This window comes from Bacillus cereus group sp. MYBK14-1 (assembly GCF_051916885.1).
Classification (GTDB): domain Bacteria; phylum Bacillota; class Bacilli; order Bacillales; family Bacillaceae_G; genus Bacillus_A; species Bacillus_A cereus.
In genome coordinates this window covers 145,502-167,600 of the sequence record NZ_JBQAHM010000002.1, presented here as the reverse complement: position 1 = coordinate 167,600, position 22,099 = coordinate 145,502, and the positions used below count along the sequence as shown (strand labels likewise).

Below are 22,099 nucleotides of genomic sequence, written 5' to 3'. Positions count from 1 at the left end.
GCTCTTCTTTTTGTGTATTATGGTACAGGATGTCCATTAGAGCTTTCGAAAATTGTAAACCATTGTTGACGATCTAAGTTAACGTTTGTAGCAAGAGCGGCCGTTTTTACGCGATCTAATTTACCAGAGCCAACGATTGGCATCATATTAGCTGGATGAGCAAGTAACCAAGCATACATAACCGTATCGATACTAGAAACACCTAGCTCAGTAGCAACTTTTTGCATAGTTTCGCGTACACGTACGGCACGTTCGGATTGACCAGTAAAAATTTCCCCACCAGCAAGAGGTGACCAAATCATTGGATTGATTCGTTTTTCTTGGCATAAATCAATTGTCCCTTTTTCAAAATGCTCAAGCTGCAATGCAGAAACTTCAATTTGGTTCGTAATAAGTGGAAAATCTAAGTACGAACTTAACATATTAAATTGTGAAGGTAAGAAGTTAGATACACCGAAGTGACGAACTTTTCCTTCTTGTTTTAATTGTGAAAAGGCTTTTGCCACTTCATTTGGATCCATAAAAGGATCGGGACGATGAATAAGTAATACGTCAATATAATCTGTATGTAAATTGTTAAGTGATGCTTCTACACTTTGCATAATATGCTCTGCACTAGTATTGTAGTGAGCAACATATCGCTCTGGAAATTTCGGTGATGGGGGAGCGATTCCACACTTTGTAATAATTTGCATGTTTTCTCGTAAGGAAGGCTTTAATTGTAAAGCTTCTCCAAACAATCCTTCACACGTATATCCGCCGTAAATGTCAGCGTGATCAAAAGTAGTAATTCCCATATCCATACAATCTTCAATGAAAGAAAGTAATTCTTGTTTCGTCATATTCCATTCTGCTAAACGCCAAAATCCTTGAATAATACGAGAGAATTCTAGCGTTTCATTCATTTGAACTCGTTCCATTATAAGTACCCCCTTGATGAATAATTATTATTTTGAAAAGGCTTTCTTACTACGTATTATTATATAGTTTGGGGGGTGTACATACAATAAATATGTTTTGCTAAAAAAATGATTTTCTCTATATGCTATAATGTAGAAACATATAGCTAGAAGGAGATGTACGAAATGATTCCAGTAACAATATTAACTGGTTTTCTTGGATCGGGGAAAACGACATTATTAAATCGTATTTTATCAGAAAATCACGGTAAGAAATTAGCGGTGATTGTAAATGAAATAGGGCAAATTGGCATTGATAATCAGTTGATTATGAATGTGGAAGAAGAAATTATGGAAATGACAAATGGCTGTTTATGCTGTACTGTACGTGAAGATTTACTCGTTGCTTTAAAACAGTTATTGGACGTAAAAGCAGAAGGGAAAATGGATTTTGATGGTTTAGTAATTGAAACGACTGGCCTTGCAAATCCAGGCCCGATTATTCAAACATTCTTTTTAGATCCAGTCATCCAATCTGCTTACCAAATTAACGGTGTTGTAACGGTGGTAGATAGTTATCATATACATAAACATTTTGAAAAAGGATTAGAAGCAAAAGAGCAAATTGCGTTTGCTGATGTTGTTTTAGTAAATAAATTAGATTTAATTGAAGAGAATGAGAAAGAAAATCTCTTGCATGAAATTCAAGGAATTAACCCGACTGCAAAGTTAATTGAGGCGACTAACTGTGAGGTAGATATACCATCTTTATTACAAATCCAAACGTTTAAAACGAAAGATACGTTGCAAATTTACCCTCATAAAGAACATAACCACTTAGAAGGTGTGAAATCATTTGTATTACGTGAAGAACGTCCGCTGGATTTACAAAAGCTTAATGAGTGGATGTCAGCTGTCGTGCAAGAGCTAGGGGAATATTTATATCGTTACAAAGGAATTTTATCGATAGATGGAGTAGATAAACGTATCGTTTTCCAAGGTGTACATACGTTATTTGCTGCTTCGTACGATAGAGAGTGGCAAGAGGGAGAAGAGCGAGTAAGTGAAGTAGTTTTTATCGGAAGAGATATTAATAAAGAGTGGTTCCAAGAACATTTCGAGGAGTGTGTGAAATAAGTCTGCGTAAATTGTAGGCTTATTTTTTATGAGCACTCTATTAGATTGTAAAACAGAATTAAATAAGGGAAAGAAACTAAAAATTGATAACTGTATAATAAAAAGCCTGTTTTCACAGGCTTGTATTTTCGTCTATTAGTAACTCCATTACAACACCTACAACTGGACCTTCATCATCAATATCCCCATTTAAGCGGAAACCAAATGATTCATACAGTCCCATTGCAAGTTTGTTGTCTGGATGTAAACTTAAGTAAATTATTTTACATTCAAATTTTTCTTGTAAGAATTGAATGAGTAAGCGAAGGAAACGTTTTGCGTATCCTTTTCCTTGATATTGTTGGTCAATCATAAAGCGATCGAGCCATACACTTTTATGTTTTACTGAATACCATCCATACATTGCGTATCCTACAAGTGTTTCGCCATCATATAAACCTACTGACGTTCCGTTTCCTTCATATAATGATTCTGCTAAAGAAAACGCGTTACTTTCAATAAATTGTTGCTGGTCTTTTGCGACGTCTAAAGCAACTACTGAACGCCAATTTTTTGCTGTTACTTCACAAATGTGAAGATTCATAATTCCAACTCACCTTCTAAATTAATATAGCTTTCAAGCTAATATGGATAATTTTACTTGTTATTTTGGTCAAGTCAAGGATAAATACATAAAAAGGCAGCTGAATAACAGATTCAGCTGCCTAGAAAATATAATGGATTAGTTTGTTGCTTCTTTCAATGTATTTACGTTTTCTTCCATTAAAGTGAAGTAATCTTTATTATTTTTTGCATCATCTTCAGAAATAGTAGCTAAGTGATTTAAGCGTAAAACTTTTGTACCAGTTTCTTTTTGAATTACGGATGCTACTTTTGGAGTAGAGAACGTTTCGAATAAAATATATTTTAGATTATGTTCTTTTACTGTTTTTGTAATGTCAGCAAGCTGCTTTTGAGATGGTTCATCAGAAGCTGAAATTCCAGCGATAGGAATTTGTTTTAGGCCGTATCGTTGTTCCCAGTAACCATAGGCAGCATGAGAAACTAAAATTTCTTTCGTTTTTGCGTTCGCTACAGCTGCCTTAAATCCATCGTCTAAATCAGTAAATTTAGTTTGAAGTGCTGCAAAGTTTTTTTCGAATTCTTTTTTATGTTCAGGTTGTAATTCTACAAGTGCATTTTTAATTTTTTCTGCTTGTTTCATTGCTAGAGTAGGATCTAACCAAACATGTGGGTCTTTATCGTGATGATGTTCATCTTCTTTATGGCCATCTCCATGATCATGATGCTCTTCTTCAGTAGAAGCACGAAGCTCAATACCTTTAGATGCATTTACAATTTTAACATTTTCTTTTTGTAATGTTTTTTCCATTTTTTCAGCAAATGGTTCTAATTCAGCGCCGTTATAAACAAATAAATCGGCTTTTGCAACTTGTACTGTTTGTTTTTGACTTGGTTCAAATGTATGTGAATCTGCACCAGGTGGGTAAATTGCTTCAACATTTACATAGTCGCCACCAATTTTCTTTGCGAAATCAGCAAGTGGGAAAATCGTTGTATAAACTGTTAGCTTTCCATCTTTCTTGGCATTACTTTCTTTTTTATTTGAGCAGCCAGCGAAAATTAAGGTAAAAATAAGTAAGAATGAAAATATAGTCAATCTTTTAGGCATGAAGTTCTCCTCTTTTCTTTTTTACGGATATATTTTCCCCAATTATAGAAGAAAAATATCATTTTAATACAAAACGGAATAATTACGTTTTAGTTTGCGAACTTAGTATAATACATCTTTAATAAAGTTGCAATAAATAATAATCATTCCGATTTGTTTTTGTTATAAAGTTGTCAAATATAGGTGTATTATTTTTGCAAATGCATGCATATGTGACAACGCTGTTTTCATATATTGAAAAGGAGGTAAAGAGGGGGATGAGCGCTTGGGTTACTTAATGGAAGCTATTTTATTAATATTAGCGGTAGTATTGCCATTATCTTTCGTATTAATTTTTTTAAGAAGATTAATAAGTAATTTAGGGGACGCTACAACAATAACGAAATTACAAGAGAGAGATGAGAAAAAAGAGTGAGTAAAGCACTATGCGTACGCATAGTGTTTTACTTGTGGTAAAATAAGAGCAGGAAACTCCTAAAGGTTGTATTTTACTGAAGGAGAGAAAAGTAAAATAAGAGGTATATGCATATATGAATAAGCGAACAGCGTTAATACTTGGTGCAAGTGGTTTAGTTGGACAAGAGATAACGCGTCTATTACTTGAATCAGATTACTACGATTCGGTTACTATTTTTGTAAGAGAGCCAATGCAATTGCAACATGAGAAGTTACAGCAGAAACAAGTTGATTTTTCGGTATTAGAGGAATATAAAGAGTTCTTTGCTGTGGATGATGTTTTTAGTTGCTTAGGAACAACAATAAAAAAAGCAAAAACAAAAGCAAATTTTAAAAAAGTAGATTATGAATATACGTTACGAGCTGCTTGTTTAGCTGAAAAACAAGGGGTACAAAATTTCCTTGTCGTGTCTTCTATGGGAGCGAATCCTAAATCATTTTTCTTTTATTCACAAGTAAAAGGGAAAATGGAAGAAGAATTGCAAAAGTTAGTGATCGGTGGTATTCACATTTTTAGACCATCATTATTAGTAGGAAATCGACAAGAATTTCGTTTCGGCGAACAAATGGCTGAAAAGTTATCTCGTATTATTCCTTTTATTTTTAAAGGGGCTTTCAAAAAGTATAAACCAATTTCAGCTAAAGATGTGGCGAAAGGTATGTATATAACCGCGCTGCGAGAAGAATCGGGTATCCATACTTATAATTCAAATGAAATTACAACGATAGAATAAATAAAACCGAGAAGAATGACTTCTCGGTTTTATTTATTCGTATGAATTTTTCCTGGTGCTCGCTTATATTGGTGAGGTTCTTGCAATTCAAAGCCAAGTTCATTGGCCGCTATTCTTGGGAAGTACGGATTGCGAAGTAACTCACGTCCGATAAAAATTAAATCTGCTTCGTTATTATTTAAAATTTGCTCTGCTTGTGACCCAGTCGTAATCAATCCCACTGCACCAGTTGCAATGTTAGTATGCTCTTTAATATGTTTGGCGTATTGTACTTGGTAACCAGGATACACATCAATATGTGCTGGTACAACTGCACCAGAACTACAATCGATTAAATCTATTCCCTGTTCTTTCATCCACTTTGTATACTGAACGTAATCTTGAACCGTTAGCCCGTCAGGGTGATAATCATTTGCTGAAATACGAACGAATATTGGTCCGTCCCAAACTTCATTTACAGAGTCGATAATTTCGCGTAAGAAACGATAGCGGTTTTCAGGTGAGCCGCCGTATTTATCCGTTCGTTTATTAGTAAGTGGTGATAGGAATTCATTGATAAGGTAACCGTGAGCGCCATGTAATTCGATAACATCAAATCCGGCTTGTTTTGAACGTAACGCGGCCCTCTGAAAAGCTAATATAGTCTCTTTGATTTGCTGTATATTCATTTCTACTGGTATCTTCATCTTATCATTAAAAGGAATTGCAGAAGGAGCGAAAGCATTCGTATCTAATTCAGCTTTTCTTCCGGCGTGAGCGAGTTGAATGGCAGCTTTTGCGCCGTTATCATGTATAAAAGTAGTCGTTTTATGTAAGCCTTCAATTAGGTTGTCATCCCAAATACCTAAGTCTTTGTTAGAAATTCGTCCTTCAGCTAACACCGCAGTTGCTTCAACCATAACTAAACCTACTTGGCCAGCAGCGCGAGTTCCATAATGAATGAGATGAAAATTCGTAACGCGGCCATCCTCATTCCCCGATGAATACATACACATAGGCGACATAACGATACGATTTTTTAGTGTAACGTTCTTAATTGTATAAGGTGAAAAAAGCTTGGAATTCATCAAATAGCCTCCTTGATTGAATTTTCTTATATTTTACCATTCTCTTTTTTGTTTCTCTAATAAAACGCTTATACGAAAAATTTTGTATATTCGTGTTACAATGACTAATATGAACTGAATTGGAGGATGGCATATGTACCAGGCTTATTATGAAAGCGAAGTAGGTTTGCTTGAAATTACAGCGAATCAAGAAGGAATTACGTCTGTTATATTTGTTGATGAACGACAAGAAGAAAATAAAAATGAAATGATAGAACAATGTATAAATGAGTTAGATGAATATTTTAAAGGGAAAAGAAAAGAGTTTACGGTCCCGCTGTCTGCGGAGGGAACAGCATTTCAAAAAAATGTATGGGATGCACTTTATACTATTCCATACGGCGTAAGTGCTTCATATTTAGATATTGCAGAGAAAGTTGGAAATATAAAAGCTGTACGGGCAATAGGAGGGGCAAATAGTCGGAATCCAATTTCAATAATTGTTCCATGTCACCGTGTAATAGGAAAGAGTGGAAAGCTTGTTGGATATGCTGGTGGTTTATGGAGGAAAGAGTGGTTATTAAAACACGAAGGTATTTTGAAATGACGTATGGATGGGAAGAGGGATTGTTTTGAAATGTATAAATTGTGGGCAACCTTGCGAGGAGGAACAGTTAAATTGTGCAAGTTGTCAGCGAAACTTGGATAATGAACAAGAGGAAGGTAGCTCGTTAATAGATAAAGAACTGGAAGTATATGTAGGGAGACAATATCCGTATTACAAAAGGAAATGGGATCTTGAGAATAAGCGGATTGCTAGGTGGAGCTGGAATGGTTGGGCTGCTATTTTCAATATAGGCTGGCTAGGATATCGTAAGTATTATGTACCAGCTGCTTTATTTATGTTGTTATTAGTAGCGTGTGATGCATTTTCGTATTATATGGGATTTAATGTAGCGTTGCCAATCATTAATATGGTGCCTCTTACGTTTTTATTACTCATTTTTATTCTGTTTGGAATGGGGATTTTTGCAAATGGATTATACTATCAATTTGTGGAAAGACGTATATACCGAATAAAAGCAAGAGAAATAAAAGATAAATCAGTTGAAAACTATCTAATCAATGATAGCGGCGGAACGAGCAAAATGGGAGCGACAATTGTTACTATTTTAGCAGTTGCTAGCATATTTTTTAGCCATTTCTTTTTTCCGACTGATCGAGACGTTATTCAAAAGGTTCGTACAAGCTCGCTTTATGAATATCCTTTCTTTTCAATAGGTGAATCTTTTGAAAATTATTTTCAAAATTCAGGTTGGATATATTATCGTGGAACGGAAGGGTTAGAATTAGTAGAATTCCAAGGGTATAACACCGGAACGCCAAGACAAAAGGTGAAGATTCAATTTGTTGTCGATTATAAATTAGGTGAAGTGGAACCATACTCACTTATGGTTAATGGTGAATCTAAAACTGAAGAAGAGTTTTTGAAGCTGATGGAAGAAATATTTAAAGTTCAAAATCCATTTGATATAGAGGATGGATTACAAGTAAATGCTATTCAAGAAAGCGGCTGGAAAGAAATTTCCGATCGCTTTTTTCTATGTTTGTTAAAATAAATATTTAAAATAATCAGAATCTTTTGTATAATGAAATATATTATATAGGATTTAACTTATACATATAGATTGGGGGAAGGAAGAATGAAGAGAAAGACAACAACAATTGCTGCACTTGCGTTAACGACGAGTGTATTGGTTGCAGGATGTGGGAATGGTGAGAAGGCTTCGACAACGAAGAAAGAATCGAATAAGGGAATGGCCGATAAACAAGTTTTAAATTTGCTAGAAACAGCTGAAATTCCTTCAATGGATACATCTAAATCAACAGATTCTGTATCTTTCCGTGTATTTGTAAATGCAATGGAAGGTTTATATCGTCTAGATAAAGATAATAAACCAACACCAGGTATGGCAAAAGATGTGAAGATTAGTGAAGATAAAAAGACATATACATTTGAATTACGTGATGCGAAATGGTCAAATGGTGATCCAGTTCGAGCACAAGATTTTGTATATGCATGGCAACGTACATTAGATAAAGCATTAGCGGCAGAATATGCATTCATTTTATTTGATGTGAAAAATGCACAGAAAGTAAATAAAGGTGAATTACCAGCAGATCAATTGGGTGTTAAAGCGAAGGATGATAAAACGTTGGTAGTAGAATTAGAGCAACCAGCACCTTATTTTCTTGAGCTTACGTCGTTCCCTACATTTTTCCCATTAAATGAAAAATATGTGAAAGAGCAAGGAGATAAATACGGATTAGAAGCAGATAAATTAGTATATAATGGACCATTTACAATGAGTCAATGGAAACATGAACAAAATTATCAGTTGAAGAAAAATCCTAATTATTGGGATAAAGATACTGTAAAATTAGACGAAATTAATGTAAGTATTGTGAAGGAAACAAGCACGGGAGTAAATTTATATGATAGTGATCAAGCAGATCGAGTTATTTTAACTTCTGAATTTGTTGATAAATATAAAAAGAATAAGCCAGATGAATTTAAAACGAAGTTAGATCCACGCATATATTTCTTGCGTTTTAACCAAAAAAATGCAACATTTAAAAACCAAAAAGTACGTGAAGCGATTGATTTAGCATACGATAAAAAAGGAATTGCTGATGTCATTTTAAATGACGGTTCATTGCCAGCATATTTCTTAGTACCTGAAAAATTCACGACAGGTCCGGATGGAAAAGATTTCCGCTCTGTAAATAAAAACTTCCGTGATAGTAAAGATAATGCAGAGAAAGCAAAAAAATTATGGGAAGAAGCGAAGAAAGAGCTTGGTCAAGATACAATTACGGTTGAATTACTAAACGATGATAACGGTAGCCGTAAAAAAGTAGGCGACTTTATTAAGGAAGAACTAGAGAAAAACTTGCCTGGTATTAAAGTAAATTTGAAACAGCAACCATACAAGCAAAAGCTAGATTTAGAAAAGAAATTCCAATACGAATTCTCATTATCTGCATGGAGCCCTGATTATCCGGATCCAATGACTTATATTGATATGTTTGTTACTGGAAGCTCATTTAATGAAATGGATTATTCTAATCCGAAGTATGATGATTTAGTAGCGAAATCAAAAGGAGAGCTATTAAAAGATGATAAAGCACGCTGGAATGCACTTGCGGAAGCTGAAAAAATCTTAATTGGTCAAGACGCAGCAATTTCTCCTACGTACCAACAAAGTACAGCTTATTTAGAGAAGCCGTTTGTAAAAGGCATTGCTAACCATACGTTTGGCGGGGACTTCAGTTATAAATGGGCATATATTACAAAAAAATAGTATAATGAAAGGTGAGTGAATTTTCGCTCATCTTTTATTTGTATAAGGAGGAATTATAGTTGTTAAGGGGAATCAATCATATTTGTTTTTCGGTATCTAATTTAGAAAACTCTATTATGTTTTATGAAAAAGTATTAGAAGGAGAATTATTAGTTAAAGGAAGAAAATTGGCTTATTTTAACATATGTGGAGTATGGATAGCGCTTAATGAAGAGACGCATATTCCGAGAAATGAGATTCATCAATCTTATACGCACATTGCATTTTCTGTTGAACAAGAAGACTTTAAATGTCTAATACAGCGATTAGAAGAAAATGATGTTCATATTTTACAAGGAAGAGAACGTGATGTAAGAGATTGCGAATCTATATACTTTGTTGATCCTGACGGTCATAAATTTGAGTTTCACTCAGGGACACTGCAAGACCGTTTAAATTATTATAGAGATGAGAAACCTCATATGACATTTTATTAGGGAGGGATAGCATTTGCATGCACTTGTAATTGGTGGAACAGGAATGCTAAAGAAAGTTTCTATGTGGCTTTGTGAGAAAGGATTTTATGTTTCTATTATCGGGCGAGATGAAGTGAAATTAGAAAATGTTAAGCGAATGAGTTCTGCACCAGAAAATATTACATGCCTTTCGTTAGATTATCATAATGATGAAGATGTAAAGCTAGCTATTAAAAGTACAATTAAGAAAAATGGCCCAATCACATTAGTTGTTGCATGGGTACACACAAGTGCAAAGCATGCACTATCAAATATTTGTAAAGAACTAGATTTGTCGTCTAAAACATATAGTTTATTTCATATTTTAGGTAGTAAAGCATCACGTATGCCTGCACAAAAAATAGGGAGTACGCGATGTATTTATCATAGAATTATTTTAGGTTTTATTTTAGAAGATACATATGGAAGATGGCTTACTCATGAAGAGATAGCTGATGGAGTTATAAAAGGGATTGAAAGTAAACGAGCGGAGTGGATTGTAGGGAGAGTTGAACCGTGGGAATTACGACCAACATGGTGAGGGGGAGTAAGAAATGAAAACAACTATATATGTAACAAGGCATGGTGAAACAGAGTGGAATGTAGCGAAGCGAATGCAGGGACGGAAAAATTCTGCTTTAACTGAAAATGGTATAGTTCAGGCGAAACAATTAGGGAATCGAATGAAAGATTTACCAATCCATGCGATCTATAGTAGTCCGAGCGAAAGAACACTTCATACGGCAGAGTTAATAAAGGGGGAACGTGATATACCCATTATAGCGGATGAGCATTTCTATGAAATCAACATGGGTATATGGGAAGGACAAACAATCGCGGATATAGAAAAGCAATTTCCAGAAGAAGTACATCTGTTTTGGAATGAGCCACATCTTTTTCAGTCAACATCAGGCGAAAATTTTGAGGCCGTTTATGAAAGAGTAATTGAAGGGATGCAGCTTCTTTTAGAGAAGCATAAAGGACAAAACATATTGATTGTTTCTCATGCGGCAGCAGCAAAATTACTTGTAGGGCATTTCGCGGGAATTGAAATAGAAAATGTGTGGGATGATCCATTTATGCATAGTGCCAGTTTGAGCATAATAGAATTTGAAGAGGGTATTGGTAAAGTGAAACAATTTGCAGATATAAGTCACTTTCAATAAATGTAAAAAAGGCCGCAAAACGGCCTTTTTTGGGTGGTATAAAAACTAGCAGTTACGTTTTTTATACCAGAAGTGATCGAATTTCTTATTTTTGCAAGATGGGAATTTATGTCCGCCTTTGCAATCATTCCATTTGTGTCCGCTATCGTGACAGTCTTTACCATGATCACATGAATCATCGCAAGAGTGACCGTGTCTGTTAGGGAAGAATTCGCATTTTTTACAGAAACTTCGTTTTGTCCAGAAAAATTTCTTTTCAAAGCGTATGCATTTTGTAATGAATGTACAATGTTTTCTGCGAGTACGTTTTGTAACTAATACGCATTCTTTTCTACGCGTTACTTTCGTAACGAACGTCCATTTTTGAACACGTACACGTGTACATTTCGTAACAAATGTCCATTTTTTTACGTGCGTACATTTTGTAACGAACGTACAATGTTTCACGCGAGTACATCTTGTTCTTGGACATTTACCCCCAGTTGTACATTTACATCCAGTTGTACAATGATGATGAGTGAATTTATCATCATCGCATTCAAAAGTACTTGGATCTTGGTGTAAGAAATCCTCCATCCCAGCACTTTTGATTTCTTCGACAGCTTTTCTAATATCACGTTTCATAGAAATCCTCCTTATCATGTATTAAAGTGAAAAGGTATTCTTTTTCCTTAACATGATATGTATGTAGGCATCTTTCTGAACAGGACAAGAGTGTAATTTTATATAAATAGATGATTGCGGATGTATGGACAAGAAAAGGCGCATACATTGAAGGAAGAGAACTGAGAAGGGATGAGAAAACATGCTGCCTTCATATGATTTTTTTGTTCATCCAATGTACTTAGTGGAATTGAAAAAGGACATTTGGTCAGATAGTCCAGTGCCAGCAAAATTAACTTATGGAAAAAAGAAGTATGATATTGATATCGTATACCGAGGAGCTCATATTCGCGAATTTGAGAAAAAGTCTTATCATGTTATGTTTTATAAGCCTAAAAAATTTCAAGGTGCGAAAGAGTTTCATTTGAATTCGGAGTTTATGGATCCGTCTCTCATACGAAATAAATTATCTTTAGATTTTTTTCATGATATTGGTGTACTTTCGCCAAAATCACAACATGTATTTATAAAAATTAATGGTCAAATTCAAGGTGTGTATTTACAGTTAGAATCGGTTGATGAAAATTTTTTGAAAAATAGAGGATTACCGAGTGGTTCTATTTATTATGCGATAGATGATGATGCGAATTTTTCATTAATGAGTGAACGAGATAAAGATGTTAAGAAAGAGCTCTTTGCGGGTTATGAATTTAAATATTCGAATAAAAATAGTGAAGAACAACTGAGTGAATTTGTATTTCAAGCGAATACTTTGACGAGGGAAGCCTATGAAAAAGAAATTGGGAAGTTTCTACATGTAGATAAATATTTACGATGGTTAGCAGGAGTTATTTTTACGCAAAACTTTGATGGTTTCGTTCATAACTATGCACTATATCATAACGATGAAACAAATTTATTTGAAGTTATACCGTGGGATTATGATGCGACTTGGGGGCGAGATGTACAAGGGAGACCACTTAATCATGAATATATTCGCATTCAAGGGTATAATACGTTAAGTGCAAGATTGCTAGACATACCTGTATTTAGAAAGCAGTATCGAAGTATTTTGGAAGAAATATTAGAAAATCAATTCACAGTTTCGTTTATGAGGCCGAAAGTAGAAGGGTTGTGTGAATTGATTCGCCCATATTTACTACAAGATCCATACATGAAAGAAAAATTAGAAACATTTGATCAAGAGGCTGATATGATTTATGAATATATAAATAAAAGAAGAAAGTATATACAAGACCACTTACATGAATTGGATTAATTTTGAAAGAGATTGAAACGTTATCAATCTCTTTTTTTTGTATAATAAAGATGTATCAATAAAAATGAAGTAATATATTTGATAGAGAATGGGGATGCGGATATATGACGATTAAATGGATTGATTGGGTAAAACAAATACAATCTATAGCTCAAGCGGGTTTAACGTATTCTAAGGATGTGTATGATATTGAGCGTTTCCAGCAATTACGAGATATTTCTATTTCAATGATGTCACATTACACGAAAACAGATTGGGAAGTCGTAGAGAAATTATTTGCAAGTGAGACAGGCTATCAAACACCTAAAGTTGATATAAGAGCGGTTGTTTTTCAAAATGAAAAGTTATTATTTGTGAAAGAAAAAAGCGATGGGAAATGGGCATTGCCAGGTGGATGGGCTGATGTCGGTTATACGCCAACCGAAGTTGCAGCAAAAGAAGTTTTCGAAGAGACTGGTTATGAGGTAGATCATTTTAAGTTACTAGCTATATTTGATAAAGAAAAACATCAACCATCTCCATCGGCGACGCATGTATATAAGATTTTCATTGGATGCGAGATTATTGGTGGAGAAAAGAAAACTAGTATTGAAACAGAAGAGGTGGAGTTTTTTGGTGAAAATGAATTGCCTAATTTATCAATTGCTAGAAATACAGAAGACCAAATTAAAGAGATGTTTGCCTACATGAAAGACCCGCAGAAAGAGAAATTAATAGATTAATCCTGCTTGAATTGTACATATTGTTAAAATGAAGATATTGGCAGATTGCAGCCTTTATGTAATAATGGGATGGTATGTGAAGAAAAAAGGAGATAAAAAAGAACATGTTAGCAAACATAATAGATCAGTTATTGCAATTTTTTGCAAGCTTAGGTTACTTTGGAGTAGCTCTTGCTTTAATGATTGAAGTAATCCCGAGTGAAATTGTACTTTCGTATGCTGGCTTTTTAGTAGCGAATGGTAAAATTAGTTTTGTGGGTGCAGTTATCGCCGGAACGATTGGTGGTACTTTAGCGCAAATCTTTTTATACTGGCTTGGATACTACGGAGGGCGTCCGGTTGTAGAGAAATATGGGAAATATCTACTTATTAATAAACATCATTTAGACATAGCGGAAGGTTGGTTTAAGCGTTATGGAGCAGGCGTAATATTTTCTGCGCGCTTTATCCCAGTAGTACGTCATGCGATCTCTATTCCAGCAGGACTAGCTAAGATGCCATTAAAACTATTTACACTTTATACGGTTGTAGCGATCATTCCATGGTCAATTCTATTTATATACTTAGGTGAAAAACTTGGTGGGAATTGGCGACAAATTAAAGAGTATGCATCTGATTACACACATTACATAATTATAGGAGCTGTTCTTTTTATTGCTCTATACCTTGGTTTAAAGTATTTCAAAAAGAAAAAAGCAGCGCGTTAAAGTCAATGATTTTTCATTGGCTTTTTTTGTTTGTTTCGGTTCTAAAGAAAAGGAGTTGTCCATAATGTGTAATAATAAAGCGTAGCGGAGGAATGTGATGAAAGGGTCACCGTTTATACGTGGAACGATATTTTTAACGATGGCAACGATGATATCAAAAATGTTAGGGTTTATATATGTTATACCATTTACAGCGATGGTCGGTACGAGTGGTTACGTTCTATACACATATGCATATCGTCCTTATACCATCATGCTCAGTATAGCAACAATGGGATTACCACTTGCAGTTTCAAAGATGGTATCAAAATATGATCAACTGAATGATTATCATACGGTTAAGAGAGTGTTGAAAAGTGGAATCGTGTTTATGTTTATAATGGGAGTCATTTCGTGTTTTACGTTATATATGCTAGCTCCGCATTTAGCTAAGCTTGTCATCGATGGGAATGATCAAACGGGGAATAGTGTAGGAGCGGTTACTACTAATATTCGAATTGTAAGTTTTGCGTTAATACTTGTGCCAGTAATGAGTTTATTAAGGGGCTTCTTTCAAGGATTCCAATCGATGGGGCCTTCTGCATTAAGTGTAGTTGTAGAGCAATTTTTTCGGGTTTTAACCATTTTAATAGGAAGCTTTGTCGTTTTATATGTTTTAAAAGCTTCTGTTTCGCTAGCGGTTGGTATTTCAACGTTCGGTGCATTTATGGGAGCTGTAGGTGGATTAACTGTTTTAAGTGCGTATTATATAAGAAGGAGAAGGCACTTAAAGAAAAAAGAGATGGAAAGTATACCACAAACAACGAAATCTTTTTTCTCATTGTATAAGGAGCTCTTTACATATTCTATTCCTTTTGTTGTGGTGGGCTTAGCAATTCCGTTGTATCAGACGATTGATACATTTACAATTAATAAACTACTTATACAAATAGGGTATATGCAAGGAGAAGCGGAAAAAATTAATGCGATAATTGGTCTTGTTCAAATGGTTGTGCTTATCCCGGTATCCGTTGCGACAGCTTTTAGTATGTCTCTCGTACCAGAGATGACGAAAGCTTACACAGCAGGAAATACGAAGCTATTGTACAAACATTTTACGAGAACAAATGTATTAGTAGTAGCAATTACGGTACCGGCGGCAATTGGAATGATGGTGTTAGCCAAACCTGTATATACTCTTTTATTCGGTGCTGGAAATGATCCAGAGATGGGGAGAATCATTTTACAGTATTATGCTCCTGCTTGCATACTATTTTCTCTTTTTACAGTAACGGCTGCTATGCTACAAGGAATCAATCAACAGCAGAAGACGGTGCTAGGACTAGTGATTGGAATTATTGTGAAGATAGTTTTAAATATTGTATTGCTTCCGTATTTCGATTATGTAAGTTTTATCATTTCAACATACGCGGGCTATACGATTTCAGTCGGGTTTAACTTGTGGATGCTTTCTAAATATGTTATAAAGGCAACATAAGCTTTTAAGGCAGAGAGCACTCTGTCTTTTTCTATGTTTATCCCGCTTTAACGGGCAGTGAGACCCTCACCGCACAATTCAGCGAAAGAAAAGAAGTTTGGTTGGGGGCGGATAACCCGTAAAAGCCCGATTTGTAAGGGCTAATAATTAGTGAGGATGAAGCCCCCCACTGATTAAAGTTTCACTTTATAATATTTTTCTTATAAAAACGTTTTCAAAATAATTTTTCTATTGAAATTTAAACGTATGTTTCATATGCTGAGAATGGCGGTTTAAAAACTGTGATTTAAGAGAGGTAGATTCCTACATGTAAAAAGAATCGGGGTGATAGTATGTTAAATATATATTTAACAGACCGAAACGGAAAACTACAAGAGATTGAGGAAATGCAAAAGGGGTGCTGGATTAATGTACTTCATCCAACAGAAGAAGAAATTCAATATCTAGTACAAACTTTAAATGTAGACTTAGATTTCATTAAAGACCCTTTGGATGATGAAGAACGCTCTCGTATTGAAAAGGAAGACAATAATACTTTAATTATCGTGGATATTCCGACAGTTAGACATGATGAAGAAGGAAATTCGATTTATGACACGATTCCAATAGGTATGATTGTGATGCCGGATTGTTTTGTTACAATCTGCTTAGAAGAGAATCCAATTTTTGAACGTTTTATTAATCAACGTATTAAAGAATTTTATACGTTTAAGAAGACGCGCTTTGCACTTCAGCTCTTATATACGATTTCTACTTATTATTTAAGATACTTAAAGCAAATAAATCGAAAAACAATTGATTTAGAGCATCAATTAAATCAGTCAATGAAAAATAAAGAGATTTTCACATTGTTAGGCCTTGAGAAAAGTTTAGTATACTTTACAACGTCATTAAAGGCTAATAAAATTGTAATTCAAAAGTTAATGCGTAATAGTACATTTTTAAAAATGTATGAAGACGATCAAGATTTATTAGAAGATGTATTAATTGAAAATAAACAGGCTATTGAAATGGCGGAAATATATAGTCACATTTTAAGTGGAATGATGAATACTTTTAGCTCCGTTATATCAAATAATTTAAATAGTGTTATGAAACTGTTAACGTCAATTACGATCATTTTATCTTTACCGACGATGGTTTCTAGTTTCTTTGGAATGAACGTAAAGGTTCCGTTTGAAGGGGAAGCCCACGGTTTTGTAATTGTACTCATCATATGTGTAACACTATCTTTCACGTTAGCTTTTGTTTTTTGGAAGAAACGTTACTTTTAACGATAAGAAAGCTGCTCTAGCATAGTTATATAACTACGCTAGAGCAGCTTTTTTGCTATGAAATCTCAAATTTTGAATAGAATATAACTTGTACAATGTAATGTATATAAAGGGTATGTATGCCATATAAACCTTGTTCAATTAATGAAATGGGGTTAAAATTACATATTGTTAATGAAAAGTTGGAGGAAATACATCATGGAATTGTTTCAATTACCGAAAGCATTCCTGCAAATGAATACAATTTTTATCTCCATATTGATCGAAGCACTTCCTTTCGTGCTCATTGGTGTATTTATTTCAGGATTCATTCAAATGTTCGTGACAGAAGATATGGTGGCAAAATGGATGCCGAAGAACCGATTTCTGTCTGTTTTATTAGCTACTTTTTTAGGTATGTTGTTTCCAGGTTGTGAATGTGGAATTGTTCCGATTGTAAGACGATTAATTGGAAAAGGCGTTCCACCATACGCAGGGATTGCATTTATGTTAACTGGACCTATTATTAATCCAGTTGTATTATTTGCTACTTATGTTGCCTTTGGGAGTAGTATGCACATGGTATGGTATCGTTCTATTGTAGCGATTATCGTAGCCATTATCGTTGGAATTATATTATCCTTTATGTTTAAAGAACATCAATTAAGAGATGATCACTTCCCAGAAGTGAATAATAAGCGTCCACTGCGTAAAAAAATGTGGGATGTATGTACACACGCTGTTGAGGAATTCTTCTCAATGGGAAAATATTTAGTACTAGGTGCGTTAATTGCAGCAGCGGTACAAACGTTTGTACAAACTTCAACACTTCTTGCTATTGGACAAGGTCCGTTTTCTTCATCAGCTGTTATGATGGGACTTGCTTATATATTATCACTTTGTTCAGAGGCAGATGCATTTATCGCTTCTTCGTTCCAAAGTACGTTTTCAACAGCTTCACTTGTCGCGTTCCTCGTTTACGGACCGATGGTGGATATTAAAAATATGTTTATGATGCTTGCGACATTTAAAACTAAATTTGTAATTGTTGTTATAGTTACAGTTACTCTTGTTGTTTATGCAAGCTCACTACTCATTTATGCGATGGGGTGGTAGGTTATGTTTCGAGCATATATATTATTAGGTTTTACAATATTAATTGCGCAGCTTCATATTTCCGGTAACATTACGAAGTATATCAATATGAAGTATGCCTATTTATCAACAACAGCAGCAATTATTTTAGGTTTCTTAACGATTATACAAATTATCGTCGTTTTCCAAAAAGAGCACCAAAAGGAAAAAGAGAAAAATGATTGCAGTTGTGACCATAGCCATTGCGGGCATGATCATTCAAAAGATGAGAATACATGGTGGAAAAAAGCATTTTCGTACTCCTTGTTTTGTTTTCCAATTATCTCAGGGTTATTTTTCCCAATTGCGACGTTAGATTCGGATATTGTTAAAGCGAAAGGATTTCACTTTCCTGTTGCACAAGCAGAAAGTAAGGATCCATTTATGACAAGACAATTTCTAAGACCTGATACGAGCATTTATTACGGGAAAGAAGGATACCGTGGTGTAATGGAAAAAGGGAAGAAAGAGTTTGTTACGAAAGACAATATTAATTTGAAAGATGAAGACTTCCTAAAGGGTATGGAAACAATTTATAATTATCCTGGCGAGTTTACTGGGAAAAAATTATCTTTTAAAGGGTTTGTTTTTAGGGATGATTCTTCTAAAAAAGAACAATACTTCTTATTCCGTTTCGGTATTATACATTGCGTAGCAGATTCTGGTGTGTATGGTATGTTAGTGAAAAAGCCAGAAGGCGTAGAGTGGAATAATGATGACTGGATTCAAGTAGAAGGAGAGATAACTACTGAGTTTTATCAGCCGTTTCATGCGAATATTCCTGTATTAGAAGTAACAAAATGGAATAAAGTTGAACAGCCGAAAGAACAATATGTATTTAGAGGAGCCGATTGATAAAATCGGTTCTTTTTTGTGGACTAAAAGTTCTGAATGTTGTTAATATTAAACGTGTAGTTCATTTAGTATAGTGATTATTGAAATATTAGGGATAAATCATTAAAGGGGTGATAACAATGACAGAAGTAAAGGGGAAAACAGCCAATGAGTCAAGGGTGTTCAAAACGAGCCGAGTATTCCCAACAGATTTAAATGATCATAACACGCTATTTGGTGGGAAGATATTAGCGGAGATGGATATGGTTGCTTCTATTTCAGCATCCAGACATTCGAGAAAGGAATGTGTCACAGCATCTATGGACTGGGTCGATTTCTTACATCCTGTTCGTTCTTCAGATTGTGTTAGTTATGAATCTTTCGTAATTTGGACGGGAAGAACTTCGATGGAAGTGTTTGTGAAGGTAGTAGCTGAAGATTTAATTTCAGGTGAGAAGCGTATAGCGGCAACGTCATTCGTTACTTTTGTGGCACTTAGTAAGGAAAATAATCCAGTTCCAGTACCGCGTGTTATCCCTGAAACAGAAGAAGAGAAAGAATTACATCGTATTGCTGTGTTACGTGCAGAACAGCGTCATATACGTAAGGCAGAGAGTAAGAAAGTAGCCACATTGTTAACCTTTTGAGATGAATATTTAGCCATTTAAGTTACTATAGCAGTCGGAAATGGTTTTAAAATGAAAAGCGGACACCTAAAAATAGGTGTCCGCTTTTATAGTTTTTTCATCCACATATCATATGACAGTAGCTACTTAGCAGAAGCAAGCAGCACCGACGATGATTAAGAGGATAAATAATACGACTAATAGCGCAAATCCATTACCATGTGCGAAGCCCATTGTTATTTCCTCCTTTTATTTTAAGATACAACATACAATATGCAAATGAGCTATTGTTTGATATGGACATATATCATGCAATGACATATTTTCTTGAATGATAATGTAATAAAAAAGGGAAGATATAGAAATAACAGTAAGTGGAGAAAGGAATTTATCCATGAAGCACTTTTTCGCTATAATCCTTTGTTTAATAGGTGTATTCATTTGGATGAACATCGATGTGGAAATGGGGAAGGAAATGGCTAGTGAATATGAATTAGGACAAGTTCGATTAGGTGAATTTCAATTATATACGAACGGTGAAGAGTTATATAGAAAATTATTTGAGGATATAAACGATGCAGAAAAGTATATATATATCCATTTTTATATTGTAGGAAAAGATGAAATAAGCCAAGAGTTTTTACAGTTATTAGAGAAAAAAGCATCTAGCGGAGTAGAAGTAAAATTGTCAGTCGATCGGATAGGTGGATATAAGCTGAAGAAAAAGGTAATTAGCCGATTAAAGGAAAACGGTGTGAAGTTTACATTTAGTAAAAAACCGAAACTGAAAAATGTGTTCTATTCTTTGCATCAACGGAATCATAGACGTATTGTTACGATAGATGGAAAGGTATCATACGTCGGTGGTTTTAATATCGGAAAGGAGTACCTTGGACAAAATCCAAAGTTTGGGCCATGGCGTGATTATCACGTGCGCATCAATGGTGAGGGTGCAGCGGATATGGAAAGAAAGTTCGCCGAAGATTGGAAAGAAGATACAGGAGAAAAAATGCCTATACATGAAAGTATACCTACATTAGGGAATGTGAAATATCAATATTTATTTTCAAATGGAAAAGGCTTATGGGAAAAGTATGGGGCACTTTTAAAAAAGGCTAAAAAATCTTTAATTATCGCTACACCATATTTTGTACCAAGTAAAGAAATGGTGAAAGAGTTAAAAGCTGCATTAAATCGTGGTGTTAATGTGAAAATTCTCGTGCCATTTAAAAGTGATGCCATATTGTTAAAACAAGCTGCCTATCCATATTTGAAAGATATGTTACATGCTGGAGCGGAGATTTATCAATATCGAAATGGATTTTTTCATGGGAAAGTAACAATTATTGATGGAGAAATTGTTGATATTGGGACAGCGAATTTTGATAATAGAAGTTTTTATTTAAATTGTGAGTCTAACTGTATCATATATGATAAAACAGTTGTTGATGAAGTATGGAGTCGATTACAGGTAGACTTTCATAAATCAAAACGATTTTCTGAAGAAGATTTTGAGAAAATTAGTAGATGGGATTGGTTTTTAGCGAGAATAGCGAATGTTTTAGCATCATATTTATAGTATATGGACAAAAGAGAAGGGAGGCGCTTTAATGGACTGTATGAAAGAATTAATGAAATATAGTTATATGCTAATATACAAGGTTGGAGAGTATGCTGGAAAGGTCAGAGACGAAGAATTAAAAAATCTATTACAGCACCATTTACCATATATGTTACAAGCATATAATGAACAAGTAAATTTTCAAGAAGGAGAGAATGTGCAGCATATAACCTGTGAAACAATGGAGTTTGATTTGCATGAAATGGGAAAGGAAACAGTTAGTAAATATACAGGGGATATTCATATTGCAACCAGTTATATTGCGCATTTGAAACGATTAGCTTTAAAGTTTGCTCAAGTTGCAGTGGAAGTTGCTAACCCAGAGTTTCGCTCATTTTTGGAAAATTGTTTCCTGAAAATGAACCGTTACGCTTATAGTGTGTGGCAATATGTTATGAAGAAGGAATATAAGATTACACATCTATATGAAAATGAAAAATTTGCATGAGAAACTAAGGCGAAATGGTATGCGCCTTAGTTTTTTTACGTCCATTGAGAGAAAAAACTAGTTTTATTGTGTATCGATTGGAAATGAAATATATAAATTAAAATTAGGTTTTGTTATCGGAAAATTTACAAAAATTTACCGTATATTTACTGTTTTTCAATCTCTCCTTTAAAAATAGAGAGTAATATGAGGTTGTACATATTCTATCACAAGGAGGAAACGCAAATGAACAAATGGGTTAAATCATTAACTGCTATGGCACTTGCAAGTTCTTTATTAATGGTAGGTTGTAGTAAAGGTGAGGACAAGAAGAAAGAAGACGACACAACAACACAACAAGAGGACAAAAAGGATAAAGAAACAAGCGGAACCGAGAAGTCTACTGATTCTAAAGAAAAGAAATAAAGTAATAATAAAGCTTCCTCT

At 34.5% G+C, this 22,099-nt stretch carries 26 protein-coding genes; 20 read left to right on the top strand and 6 right to left on the bottom strand.

Annotated features, from left to right (window positions below; translation table 11 throughout):
- Positions 1–17: 17 nt before the first annotated feature.
- Positions 18–920, bottom strand: coding sequence for an aldo/keto reductase (locus tag ACTFR3_RS06875; RefSeq protein WP_000442824.1), 903 nt, complete (start codon positions 918–920; stop codon positions 18–20).
- A gap of 165 nt (positions 921–1,085) precedes the next feature.
- Between ACTFR3_RS06875 and ACTFR3_RS06870 the strand changes: the two genes are divergently transcribed.
- Positions 1,086–2,036 carry a CobW family GTP-binding protein gene (locus ACTFR3_RS06870; RefSeq protein WP_000613422.1) on the top strand — a complete coding sequence of 317 codons (951 nt, stop codon included), beginning with the start codon at positions 1,086–1,088 and terminating at the stop codon, positions 2,034–2,036.
- Positions 2,037–2,148: 112 nt separating this feature from the next.
- On the opposite strand, the gene ACTFR3_RS06865 is transcribed toward ACTFR3_RS06870, so the two are convergent.
- On the bottom strand, positions 2,149–2,619 hold the full coding sequence (locus tag ACTFR3_RS06865) for a GNAT family N-acetyltransferase (protein WP_001048677.1): 471 nt from the start codon (positions 2,617–2,619) through the stop codon (positions 2,149–2,151).
- Between the two features lie 138 nt (positions 2,620–2,757).
- Entirely contained in the window at positions 2,758–3,708 is a 951-nt protein-coding gene (locus tag ACTFR3_RS06860) for a metal ABC transporter substrate-binding protein (RefSeq protein WP_001126148.1), read from the bottom strand.
- Positions 3,709–3,973: 265 nt separating this feature from the next.
- On the opposite strand from ACTFR3_RS06860, the gene ACTFR3_RS06855 reads away from it, so the two are divergent.
- Positions 3,974–4,123: a hypothetical protein gene (locus ACTFR3_RS06855; protein ID WP_000540932.1), complete on the top strand. Its 150-nt coding sequence runs from the start codon at positions 3,974–3,976 to the stop codon at positions 4,121–4,123.
- 115 nt (positions 4,124–4,238) lie between these two features.
- Positions 4,239–4,898 (top strand): oxidoreductase, encoded by a 660-nt coding sequence (locus ACTFR3_RS06850; protein ID WP_001042735.1) that lies wholly within the window; start codon positions 4,239–4,241, stop codon positions 4,896–4,898.
- A 29-nt stretch (positions 4,899–4,927) separates the two neighbouring features.
- Here the strand turns inward: ACTFR3_RS06850 and namA are convergent, their stop codons facing one another.
- Entirely contained in the window at positions 4,928–5,965 is a 1,038-nt protein-coding gene (namA, locus tag ACTFR3_RS06845; protein WP_001086168.1) for an NADPH dehydrogenase NamA, read from the bottom strand.
- A gap of 133 nt (positions 5,966–6,098) precedes the next feature.
- Between namA and ACTFR3_RS06840 the strand changes: the two genes are divergently transcribed.
- The 6 genes from ACTFR3_RS06840 to ACTFR3_RS06815 all read left to right on the top strand — a co-directional run bounded on the left by ACTFR3_RS06840 (position 6,099) and on the right by ACTFR3_RS06815 (position 10,969).
- A complete protein-coding gene (locus ACTFR3_RS06840; RefSeq protein ID WP_000283912.1) occupies positions 6,099–6,551 on the top strand; it encodes a methylated-DNA--[protein]-cysteine S-methyltransferase in 453 nt (150 codons plus the stop codon).
- A 7-nt stretch (positions 6,552–6,558) separates the two neighbouring features.
- Complete coding sequence (locus ACTFR3_RS06835; RefSeq protein ID WP_002195426.1) at positions 6,559–7,563, top strand: DUF2628 domain-containing protein; 1,005 nt, start codon at positions 6,559–6,561, stop codon at positions 7,561–7,563.
- An 84-nt stretch (positions 7,564–7,647) separates the two neighbouring features.
- On the top strand, positions 7,648–9,309 hold the full coding sequence (locus tag ACTFR3_RS06830; RefSeq protein ID WP_000824278.1) for a peptide ABC transporter substrate-binding protein: 1,662 nt from the start codon (positions 7,648–7,650) through the stop codon (positions 9,307–9,309).
- Positions 9,310–9,368: 59 nt separating this feature from the next.
- Positions 9,369–9,785 (top strand): FosBx1 family fosfomycin resistance bacillithiol transferase, encoded by a 417-nt coding sequence (gene fosB, locus ACTFR3_RS06825; RefSeq protein WP_000943769.1) that lies wholly within the window; start codon positions 9,369–9,371, stop codon positions 9,783–9,785.
- A gap of 13 nt (positions 9,786–9,798) precedes the next feature.
- Positions 9,799–10,344, top strand: a complete 546-nt coding sequence (locus ACTFR3_RS06820) for a short-chain dehydrogenase (RefSeq protein ID WP_000543118.1) — start codon at positions 9,799–9,801, stop codon at positions 10,342–10,344.
- A 13-nt stretch (positions 10,345–10,357) separates the two neighbouring features.
- Positions 10,358–10,969 (top strand): phosphoserine phosphatase 1, encoded by a 612-nt coding sequence (locus ACTFR3_RS06815; RefSeq protein WP_000858827.1) that lies wholly within the window; start codon positions 10,358–10,360, stop codon positions 10,967–10,969.
- Positions 10,970–11,014: 45 nt separating this feature from the next.
- On the opposite strand, the gene exsB is transcribed toward ACTFR3_RS06815, so the two are convergent.
- Positions 11,015–11,593, bottom strand: a complete 579-nt coding sequence (gene exsB / locus ACTFR3_RS06810) for an exosporium protein ExsB (RefSeq protein WP_000817498.1) — start codon at positions 11,591–11,593, stop codon at positions 11,015–11,017.
- 181 nt (positions 11,594–11,774) lie between these two features.
- Between exsB and cotH the strand changes: the two genes are divergently transcribed.
- The 8 genes from cotH to ACTFR3_RS06770 all read left to right on the top strand — a co-directional run bounded on the left by cotH (position 11,775) and on the right by ACTFR3_RS06770 (position 19,625).
- Positions 11,775–12,851 carry a spore coat protein CotH gene (cotH, locus tag ACTFR3_RS06805; RefSeq protein ID WP_017656823.1) on the top strand — a complete coding sequence of 359 codons (1,077 nt, stop codon included), beginning with the start codon at positions 11,775–11,777 and terminating at the stop codon, positions 12,849–12,851.
- A gap of 104 nt (positions 12,852–12,955) precedes the next feature.
- A complete protein-coding gene (locus tag ACTFR3_RS06800; RefSeq protein ID WP_000153584.1) occupies positions 12,956–13,573 on the top strand; it encodes an NUDIX hydrolase N-terminal domain-containing protein in 618 nt (205 codons plus the stop codon).
- A gap of 104 nt (positions 13,574–13,677) precedes the next feature.
- Positions 13,678–14,280, top strand: coding sequence for a DedA family protein (locus ACTFR3_RS06795; protein ID WP_440044305.1), 603 nt, complete (start codon positions 13,678–13,680; stop codon positions 14,278–14,280).
- A 97-nt stretch (positions 14,281–14,377) separates the two neighbouring features.
- Complete coding sequence (locus tag ACTFR3_RS06790) at positions 14,378–15,757, top strand: putative polysaccharide biosynthesis protein (protein ID WP_000678845.1); 1,380 nt, start codon at positions 14,378–14,380, stop codon at positions 15,755–15,757.
- Positions 15,758–16,089: 332 nt separating this feature from the next.
- Complete coding sequence (locus ACTFR3_RS06785; RefSeq protein WP_000932389.1) at positions 16,090–17,031, top strand: magnesium transporter CorA family protein; 942 nt, start codon at positions 16,090–16,092, stop codon at positions 17,029–17,031.
- Between the two features lie 198 nt (positions 17,032–17,229).
- Positions 17,230–18,126, top strand: coding sequence for a permease (locus tag ACTFR3_RS06780; RefSeq protein ID WP_000418716.1), 897 nt, complete (start codon positions 17,230–17,232; stop codon positions 18,124–18,126).
- A 3-nt stretch (positions 18,127–18,129) separates the two neighbouring features.
- Entirely contained in the window at positions 18,130–18,999 is an 870-nt protein-coding gene (locus tag ACTFR3_RS06775; protein WP_000488043.1) for a TIGR03943 family putative permease subunit, read from the top strand.
- A 119-nt stretch (positions 19,000–19,118) separates the two neighbouring features.
- Positions 19,119–19,625, top strand: a complete 507-nt coding sequence (locus ACTFR3_RS06770) for an acyl-CoA thioesterase (protein ID WP_000141164.1) — start codon at positions 19,119–19,121, stop codon at positions 19,623–19,625.
- 126 nt (positions 19,626–19,751) lie between these two features.
- Here the strand turns inward: ACTFR3_RS06770 and ACTFR3_RS06765 are convergent, their stop codons facing one another.
- Positions 19,752–19,838: a YjcZ family sporulation protein gene (locus ACTFR3_RS06765; RefSeq protein WP_000505094.1), complete on the bottom strand. Its 87-nt coding sequence runs from the start codon at positions 19,836–19,838 to the stop codon at positions 19,752–19,754.
- Positions 19,839–19,998: 160 nt separating this feature from the next.
- Between ACTFR3_RS06765 and cls the strand changes: the two genes are divergently transcribed.
- From cls to ACTFR3_RS06750, 3 genes are all read left to right on the top strand, one after another.
- Positions 19,999–21,183 (top strand): cardiolipin synthase, encoded by a 1,185-nt coding sequence (cls, locus tag ACTFR3_RS06760; RefSeq protein WP_440044304.1) that lies wholly within the window; start codon positions 19,999–20,001, stop codon positions 21,181–21,183.
- A gap of 31 nt (positions 21,184–21,214) precedes the next feature.
- A complete protein-coding gene (locus ACTFR3_RS06755) occupies positions 21,215–21,673 on the top strand; it encodes a spore coat protein (protein ID WP_000340527.1) in 459 nt (152 codons plus the stop codon).
- 225 nt (positions 21,674–21,898) lie between these two features.
- Complete coding sequence (locus ACTFR3_RS06750) at positions 21,899–22,078, top strand: hypothetical protein (RefSeq protein ID WP_001045960.1); 180 nt, start codon at positions 21,899–21,901, stop codon at positions 22,076–22,078.
- Positions 22,079–22,099 lie beyond the last annotated feature (21 nt).

Excerpts from the sequence above, each read along its gene's own strand:
- ACTFR3_RS06875 (WP_000442824.1), bottom strand. The coding sequence starts at position 920 with ATGGAACGAGTTCAAATGAATGAAACGCTAGAATTCTCTCGTATTATT.
- ACTFR3_RS06870 (WP_000613422.1), top strand. The coding sequence starts at position 1,086 with ATGATTCCAGTAACAATATTAACTGGTTTTCTTGGATCGGGGAAAACG.
- ACTFR3_RS06865 (WP_001048677.1), bottom strand. The coding sequence starts at position 2,619 with ATGAATCTTCACATTTGTGAAGTAACAGCAAAAAATTGGCGTTCAGTA.
- ACTFR3_RS06860 (WP_001126148.1), bottom strand. The coding sequence starts at position 3,708 with ATGCCTAAAAGATTGACTATATTTTCATTCTTACTTATTTTTACCTTA.
- ACTFR3_RS06850 (WP_001042735.1), top strand. The coding sequence starts at position 4,239 with ATGAATAAGCGAACAGCGTTAATACTTGGTGCAAGTGGTTTAGTTGGA.
- namA (WP_001086168.1), bottom strand. The coding sequence starts at position 5,965 with ATGAATTCCAAGCTTTTTTCACCTTATACAATTAAGAACGTTACACTA.
- ACTFR3_RS06840 (WP_000283912.1), top strand. The coding sequence starts at position 6,099 with ATGTACCAGGCTTATTATGAAAGCGAAGTAGGTTTGCTTGAAATTACA.
- ACTFR3_RS06835 (WP_002195426.1), top strand. The coding sequence starts at position 6,559 with ATGGGAAGAGGGATTGTTTTGAAATGTATAAATTGTGGGCAACCTTGC.
- ACTFR3_RS06830 (WP_000824278.1), top strand. The coding sequence starts at position 7,648 with ATGAAGAGAAAGACAACAACAATTGCTGCACTTGCGTTAACGACGAGT.
- ACTFR3_RS06815 (WP_000858827.1), top strand. The coding sequence starts at position 10,358 with ATGAAAACAACTATATATGTAACAAGGCATGGTGAAACAGAGTGGAAT.
- exsB (WP_000817498.1), bottom strand. The coding sequence starts at position 11,593 with ATGAAACGTGATATTAGAAAAGCTGTCGAAGAAATCAAAAGTGCTGGG.
- cotH (WP_017656823.1), top strand. The coding sequence starts at position 11,775 with ATGCTGCCTTCATATGATTTTTTTGTTCATCCAATGTACTTAGTGGAA.
- ACTFR3_RS06800 (WP_000153584.1), top strand. The coding sequence starts at position 12,956 with ATGACGATTAAATGGATTGATTGGGTAAAACAAATACAATCTATAGCT.
- ACTFR3_RS06795 (WP_440044305.1), top strand. The coding sequence starts at position 13,678 with ATGTTAGCAAACATAATAGATCAGTTATTGCAATTTTTTGCAAGCTTA.
- ACTFR3_RS06790 (WP_000678845.1), top strand. The coding sequence starts at position 14,378 with ATGAAAGGGTCACCGTTTATACGTGGAACGATATTTTTAACGATGGCA.
- ACTFR3_RS06785 (WP_000932389.1), top strand. The coding sequence starts at position 16,090 with ATGTTAAATATATATTTAACAGACCGAAACGGAAAACTACAAGAGATT.
- ACTFR3_RS06780 (WP_000418716.1), top strand. The coding sequence starts at position 17,230 with ATGGAATTGTTTCAATTACCGAAAGCATTCCTGCAAATGAATACAATT.
- ACTFR3_RS06775 (WP_000488043.1), top strand. The coding sequence starts at position 18,130 with ATGTTTCGAGCATATATATTATTAGGTTTTACAATATTAATTGCGCAG.
- ACTFR3_RS06770 (WP_000141164.1), top strand. The coding sequence starts at position 19,119 with ATGACAGAAGTAAAGGGGAAAACAGCCAATGAGTCAAGGGTGTTCAAA.
- ACTFR3_RS06765 (WP_000505094.1), bottom strand. The coding sequence starts at position 19,838 with ATGGGCTTCGCACATGGTAATGGATTTGCGCTATTAGTCGTATTATTT.
- cls (WP_440044304.1), top strand. The coding sequence starts at position 19,999 with ATGAAGCACTTTTTCGCTATAATCCTTTGTTTAATAGGTGTATTCATT.
- ACTFR3_RS06755 (WP_000340527.1), top strand. The coding sequence starts at position 21,215 with ATGGACTGTATGAAAGAATTAATGAAATATAGTTATATGCTAATATAC.
- ACTFR3_RS06750 (WP_001045960.1), top strand. The coding sequence starts at position 21,899 with ATGAACAAATGGGTTAAATCATTAACTGCTATGGCACTTGCAAGTTCT.